General features: G+C 59.2%; 6 protein-coding genes and 1 pseudogene. 4 read left to right on the plus strand and 3 right to left on the minus strand.

What is annotated here, in order from left to right:
- The 4 genes from FS320_RS15240 to ruvX all read left to right on the plus strand — a co-directional run bounded on the left by FS320_RS15240 (position 1) and on the right by ruvX (position 3629).
- Entirely contained in the window at positions 1 to 972 is a 972-nt protein-coding gene (locus tag FS320_RS15240; RefSeq protein WP_152712700.1) for a carbohydrate ABC transporter permease, read from the plus strand.
- On the plus strand, positions 969 to 1793 hold the full coding sequence (locus tag FS320_RS15245; protein ID WP_152712701.1) for a carbohydrate ABC transporter permease: 825 nt from the start codon (positions 969 to 971) through the stop codon (positions 1791 to 1793). Before FS320_RS15240 ends, FS320_RS15245 begins: the two co-directional genes overlap by 4 nt.
- An 18-nt stretch (positions 1794 to 1811) precedes the next feature.
- Entirely contained in the window at positions 1812 to 2945 is a 1134-nt protein-coding gene (locus tag FS320_RS15250) for an ABC transporter ATP-binding protein (RefSeq protein ID WP_152712702.1), read from the plus strand.
- Positions 2946 to 3074: 129 nt separating this feature from the next.
- Complete coding sequence (gene ruvX, locus FS320_RS15255; RefSeq protein ID WP_152712703.1) at positions 3075 to 3629, plus strand: Holliday junction resolvase RuvX; 555 nt, start codon at positions 3075 to 3077, stop codon at positions 3627 to 3629.
- A 149-nt stretch (positions 3630 to 3778) separates the two neighbouring features.
- On the opposite strand, the gene FS320_RS15260 is transcribed toward ruvX, so the two are convergent.
- From FS320_RS15260 to FS320_RS15270, 3 genes and pseudogenes are all read right to left on the minus strand, one after another.
- Entirely contained in the window at positions 3779 to 4342 is a 564-nt protein-coding gene (locus FS320_RS15260; RefSeq protein ID WP_152712704.1) for a calcium-binding protein, read from the minus strand.
- Positions 4343 to 5836: 1494 nt separating this feature from the next.
- Complete coding sequence (locus tag FS320_RS15265) at positions 5837 to 6049, minus strand: hypothetical protein (protein WP_152712705.1); 213 nt, start codon at positions 6047 to 6049, stop codon at positions 5837 to 5839.
- A gap of 795 nt (positions 6050 to 6844) precedes the next feature.
- Positions 6845 to 6983, minus strand: a pseudogene (locus FS320_RS15270) (IS256 family transposase); the annotation flags it as partial.

A 6983-nucleotide genomic window follows, 5' to 3' on the forward strand; every position in this document is an offset into this window, starting at 1 on the left:
ATGAGCGGTGCCGTCGCCCAGGCCGGCGTCCCCGCGCAGAGCAAGGTGCAGGGACGCCGCTCGTCGCTGACGCGCTCGCGCATCAGGGCGGCGTGGCTCTTCATTGCGCCGAGCCTGATCGTCGTTGCGCTCATTGCGGGCTGGCCCCTGGCGCGGACGATCTGGTTCAGCCTCACCGATGTCGACCTCAACAATCTGAGCGATTACGAATTCATCGGCTTCGAGAATTATCTCGCCAATTACGACGGCGAGTGGTTCGGGATCCTGACCGAGCCCGACTGGTGGCATTCCGTCTGGAACACCTTGTGGTTCACTCTCGTGTCGGTTTCCATCGAGACGGTGCTCGGCATCGTCGTGGCGCTGATCCTGAACGCGGCGTTCCCGGGCTGCGGCATCATGCGGGCCATCATCCTGATCCCGTGGGCTATCCCGACCATCGTGTCGGCCAAGATGTGGAACTGGATGCTGCACGACCAGTTCGGTGTCATCAATGACCTCCTGCTGCGCATCGGCCTGATCGCTGCGCCCGTCAGCTGGACGGCCAACGCCGACACGGCGTTATGGGCCGCCGTCATGGTGGATGTCTGGAAGCACACATCTTTCATGGCCCTGCTCATCCTGGCCGCCCTTCAGATGCTGCCGCAGGATATCTACGAGGCCGCGAAAGTGGACGGCGTTTCACCCATTCGCGTCTTCTTCAGAGTGACCCTGCCGCTCATCAAGCCGGCGCTTTTGGTCGCGGTGATCTTCCGCTCCCTCGATGCCCTGCGGGTTTTCGATCTCATCTACGTTCTGACATCGAACTCGAAGGACACGGCCTCCATCTCCGTCTATGCGCGCCAGCAGCTCGTCGATTTCCAGGAGGTGGGCCTCGGCTCCGCCGCCTCGACGCTGATCTTCCTCATCATCGCCCTCGTCGTCGTGATCACGCTCGCGGCTGGGCGCGTCCGGCTCGGGGAGGATCCGCGATGAAGCGTCTCGCCCGGATCGGCTTCCGGCTGCTCGTGCTCGTCATCGCCTTCTTCGCGCTCTTTCCGTTCTACTACGCGATCATCTCGTCCTTCCGCTCTGGAAGCGAATTGTTCTCGGTGGCATATCTGCCGGAGCGCTTCGATCTTTCGAACTACGTCGCTGTATTCGAGCGCCAGCCATTCGGCCGGAACATCTTGAACTCGATCATCGTGTCGAGCTCCGTGGTGGCCCTGTCGCTGGCACTCGGGATCACGGCGGCCTACGCCTTCGGGCGCATCGCCTTTCGCGGCCGCTCACTCCTGCTCATGACGATCCTCGCCGTCTCCATGTTTCCGCAGGTGGCGGTACTCGCCGGCATGTTCGAGCTAATCCGAGCTTTTAGCCTCTACAACACCCTGCCTGGGCTGATCCTCGCCAACCTCATGCTCACCCTGCCCTTCACGATCTGGGTTCTCACCACCTTCATGCGCGAATTGCCGAAGGAGATCGAGGAGGCGGCCTTCGTCGACGGCGCGACGCCGTGGATCGTGGTGCGACGCGTCTTCCTGCCGCTTATGGCGCCTGCCGCCGTGACGACGGGACTTCTCGCCTTCATCGTCTCGTGGAACGAGTTTCTCTTCGCCCTCACCTTCACGCTCACCAACGAGCGGCGCACCGTGCCGCCTGCCATCGCCCTCATGAGCGGCTCGACGGCCTATGAGCTGCCCTGGGGCACGATCATGGCGGCCTCCGTCATCGTGACGATCCCGATCATCGCCCTGGTGCTCGTGTTCCAGCGCAAGATCGTGGCGGGCCTCACGGCGGGTGCTGTGAAGGGCTAGTTCAAGGAATGCTGTTCAATGGCTGATGTCATCCTCAAGAATGTCCAGAAATCCTTTGGTCGGATTAAGGTCATCCACGGCGTCGATCTCGATATCCGTGACGGCGAGTTCGTCGTCTTCGTCGGCCCGTCCGGCTGCGGGAAATCCACCCTGCTGCGCCTCATCGCCGGGCTCGAGGACATCACGGCGGGCGATCTCTTCATCGGCGGCGAGCGCGTGAACGACCTCGTCCCCGCCAAGCGCGGGATTGCCATGGTGTTCCAGTCCTACGCGCTCTATCCGCACATGAACGTCTACGACAACATGGCCTTCGGCCTGGAACTGGCGAAGTCCTCGAAGGCTCAGATCGACGCCAAGGTGCGCGAGGCCGCGCGCATGCTGCAGATCGAGGCGCTCCTCGAACGCAAGCCGAGGCAGCTCTCCGGCGGACAGCGCCAGCGCGTCGCCATCGGCCGCGCCATCGTGCGCGATCCGAAGGTGTTTCTCTTCGACGAGCCGCTCTCCAACCTCGATGCGGCGCTTCGCGTGCAGACCCGCATCGAGATCGCCAAGCTCCACCATGACACGCGCGCCACCATGATCTACGTGACGCACGATCAGGTGGAGGCGATGACGCTCGCCGACCGGATCGTGGTGCTCAACGCAGGCCGGATCGAGCAGGTCGGCACGCCGCTCGAGCTCTATCACCACCCGGCCAACCTGTTCGTCGCCGGCTTCATCGGCTCGCCGCAGATGAATTTCATGGAGTGCCAGGTTGCGGGCGTCGGGCCGAGCGAGGTACTCGTGAGCCTTCCCAGCGGCCGCACCCTCGCCGTCCCGGTTGCGCCGGAGGGTGTCAAGCCGGGCGAGCCCGTCACCCTTGGCGTCAGGCCCGACCATGTGCGTGTGAGCCCTCGGGGTCCCCTCAGCGGGCGCGTCGAGCTGGTGGAGGAGCTTGGCGAGAGCCACCTTCTCTATGTCGATGTGGGCCAGGGCCGCCGCCTGACCGTGCGCGAGCCGGGCGATGCACGGCATGATGTGGGAACCACCGTCAACCTCGATCTTGCACGCGAGTTCTGTCACCTGTTCGATCGCTCGGGCGGCGCCTTGCCGTCTCGCGACGGCAGCACGGGCCCTGCCCCGTCATCGCCAGATCTCACCAGCGCAGCTTAGGATGACATCGTCGTTCCCGGCCTGCAGCCGCCGGGGTGGCACTGCGCATTCGACGACCTCTCCCGTCTCGACGCCGGGCCACTTCCCCTATACTGGCTGAGATCCGGCAGGTGCAGGAGGAGGCAGCCCATGATCTCACGAGATGACGAGTTGGTCGCCTTCATCGATGGCTTGGCCCCGCGGGCCCGCCTCATGGGCCTCGATCTCGGCACCAAGACCATCGGCCTTGCCCTGTCGGACGTGGAGAGGCGCATCGCGACCCCGCTCGAGACGATCAAGCGGGTGAAGTTTACCCCGGACGTAGGACGCATCAAGGATCTCGCCGCGCGATACGAGGTCGGTGGCCTTGTCCTGGGCCTGCCGCTCAACATGGACGGCACGGAGGGTCCCCGCTCCCAGGCCACGCGCGCCTTCGTGCGCAACATGAAGCCCCTCCTGCCGCTGCCTGTCCTGTTCTGGGACGAACGCATGTCCACCATGGTGGTGACCCGCACCCTCCTCGACGCGGATGCCTCCCGGGCCAAGCGGGCCGACGCTGTCGACAAGATGGCCGCCGCCTACATCCTCCAAGGCGCCCTCGACCGTTACGAGCGGATCGCCGCCGACGCGGAGGCGGCCGAGGACGAAGCTGCCTTCAGATCCGGCCTCGACATGGAGACGCCGCCTGAAGGCGGCGCTGGATGAGGAAACCTGATCTGCAGTGACTAGAGCTTTTTTCGGCGAAGTGGATCCGGTTCGCCATCAAAAAGGCGGCGAACCTAAGACGAGCGATCATTCCACGCACGTGGAAACAGCTCCAGTGGCCGGTCGGACTGAGAAATCCGCCTATTTCATCAAAAGGCGTCTATAAAGAAATCTTTATACGTAAGCTTTGTCCCAGCCTTCACCTTGGCAAGAGCCAAGGCCTCCGTTGCTCCCGTTCCATCCGGGTCGTAGTAAATTACGCCAGTTTTATTGTTATAGATGAATCGATCATCGGCATCATGAGCCTTCGATCCTTTCCAGAACTCGCTCGCTTTGATATAGCTGATTGACCGTCCGCCCATTTCAAAAATGTAGGGCGCCAGCTCGAGACGATCATCTTTAGGGTTGAAATCGGTGATGACGTCGATGTTCGATTTTGACAACTTACTATGAAATTCGAAGGCGTCTCTGCCTGCACCGCCGACCAAGGTGTCACGACCTAATCCACCGTCGATTTCGTCGTTTCCATTGCCTCCGTATAGCTTATCATTGCCAGCACGACCGTCCAGGTAATCGCCGCCTGCGTAACCATAGATAGTGTCGTTGCCACCTAAACCATGAAGGATGTCATAATACGTCTCAGTCCCGTAGATGACGTCACTCCGGGAAGTCCCCCACGTGTGATCTTCCTCGCGTGCATAGATTGTCGCCATTGCTATATCTCTCCTGCGTCGAAACAAGGTGATCTCGCCGATGGACTTACGAGAGCGTCACTTATTCTGCGCAAGTTCCAAATCAACGAGATTCAATTTATGAAATGATATATCTTATTACTCAAACTGTGTGGCACCGTATGCGAAAACTTTAAAGGAAGCGACAGAAAATCTCCTTGGATCGAGAAACCGTTCGCTATACGTTACTTCATTACTTATGACTGGCTCGCCTTCGCAATCCACGCTTTCGGCATCCGGCACGCCTTCTCAACTTGAAGGCTTGACGACGCGTCAAAAGCCTTCTATTTCAGTGCCAACCGCGACGCCGGTTTCGAATCCCGCCTGAAGCACTGAGACAAGTCTCAGAAAAAGGCGAAGGATTTCAGTGGCTTCGTTGGGGGATAGTTTAATGGTAGAACATCCTACCAATTACCCCTAAGTACATACATTCAAAGCGAAAATTCCTGTTCAGCTTTTACAAGCTATCTCCGAGATTTGCTTAGTTTTGCTAAGGAATGCTTGGGATTTGTAAAAAACTTTCGTGCCTGCCAAGCACCTACTTTTGGTTGAGCTAGCCCCAGAAGTCACCGTTTGGGGAGCAACCTCGGAGTCGCTACGATCCCAAGGGGAAGGCTCGGTTCACTGACCTAGAAGCTGCCGGCCGCCCTCCCCCAGACCTCCCACCGATGATGCAAAAGCTCACCCTCATTCGCGGCGGGAGGGGCTGAGCCCCAGAGGTCCAGTCAACGGGGTCTCCCCTCCTCGGACGGCTCAATATCCTGTCAAGTCTTTATCTCTGACGTGATCCCTCTAGCTTGACGGTTCACGATTGATTAACGCGGGACAGTTGAATGGACGAGTGGCTGCCGATGGAGACCGCGCCAAGGACCGAAGATGATGTCCTGCTCTGGGTGGGACGGGTTGAGATTGGATACTTCAGCAGTGTCTCAGGTCGGTGGCTGTCTCGGGATGAGCGCCATATCAACGAGCGCCCAAAGCGTCTGGAACCCACGTATTGGATGCCGCTTCCCACTGCGCCAGCCGCCAAGATGGAAGCCGCTTGAGTTGGCAGTCCTCACAACACGCTTGCCCCTCTGTTCCGGGAGCCACGAAGAGCTTCGTGAGCACATTGCGGCATGCCCCTGCCGCATGACAGCAGCAACGAAAATGGGCAGCCATGCTGCCCATTTGTGCTTGCCCAATGTTCAGGCGTGAACTATATTTTGCAATGCAGGACGGCAATTGGCGTTGCCGTCCTGCTCGCCCTTCTTGGGCGTTTCCTCCCTAAACTTCGGGCCACTCGCAAGGGTGGCCTTTTTTCTTAGGTGTTCTGCTTTTACAACATAGGTTAAGAATTTGCAAGTAGACCACGCCAATTAGATTAGTCTTTTACGACCAAAGTATACCCTACCCTCATTCACCTGCTTGAACTCCAACCATCCGCCTTTACGGCTAACAGCGATCAGTTCAACGGCTGAAGATGGAGAGGTGACTTCAGATCGGGTGACCCTCGGTATCCTCGATCCCAGGCGACTGCTCCATCGGTATCTGCTCATCCGGCACTTTGGCACTCTCGGTTGGATTGTGTTTCCCGTCCTGGTGGGCTGGGTTGCCGGTCCCGTCTTCCTTCACCCCGCTGCGGCGACTGCTGTTGACGCTCAGGTTCTCTAATCCTGGGTCTTCGTTCGGCTGCTTGTTTCCTGCCATGGCCATCTCCTCGGGAAATCACATCCTCTGAGAGAACGGTAGCCGTAGTGCTCGGTTGCCGAACCTACCCCGTCACTGCATGTCTGATCCGAGCAGCAGCCTCTATGGGTTCGATACCATCAGTGTACCAGTCAAGGACTGCCAAATAGAGGCCATTGCGCAGAAGTGGGTGATGCTCAGAGGGAAGGTGCTCCTCAACCGCCGTCAGGTATCGCGAGAAGGGCTTTAGCATCGGACCAGCCTCCACTGATGTTGATCGCTCCGAAAAAGGTCTCTTCCGGGTAGAGCATCAATGGAGCAGCATTTTGTCTTCACCTCCCTCTGCACAAACGTCAGGCTTAAACTCCTGCAACTCTACCCAATGCCGCCTGACCCTCTTCTTGGGTAGGGCACTGCACGGAACCTTCCTTACCCTTCTGCGCTGATCTCGATTCCGTGCTCATCCGGCTGCGGGATCAGCCATGCCCGACGACCCTGAGAAGACCTTGCAGGAGTTGCGTCAGCGAATATCCACTGAGGGTCTGCCGAAACTCTCCGCAGAGGCATTGCGCTTGTACAAGCGCGAGGAGCGGCGTGGTCCCAGGCTGGCACAGCCGACTGCGTCCAAGCCTCTGCTCAGTCTGTCCTCAGAAGCGCTCCGACTGTTCCGAGAGAAAGCTGATCCTGCATGGCCATGGAAGCGGCGGTAATCGGCTTATTTGCCGTCATGCTGTTTATGAAAGAGGAGAGCCTTGCACCCTTTTTGCCTTTCCCACATACCGTTGAGCTATGACGGAATTTAGGTGATGGGGCCGATCAGGCGGCGCTGTTTGTCGGCATCGGAATGATCTCGGTGCCGTCCTTAAACCTGACACCGGCGATCACCTTGGGCAACTGGTTTTCGCCCATCAACCTCCGCCAGCTTCTTGCGGCCGCCATCACCAGCTTGAACACC

It is taken from the genome of Microvirga tunisiensis, from assembly GCF_009296175.1.
GTDB classification, from domain to species: domain Bacteria; phylum Pseudomonadota; class Alphaproteobacteria; order Rhizobiales; family Beijerinckiaceae; genus Microvirga; species Microvirga tunisiensis.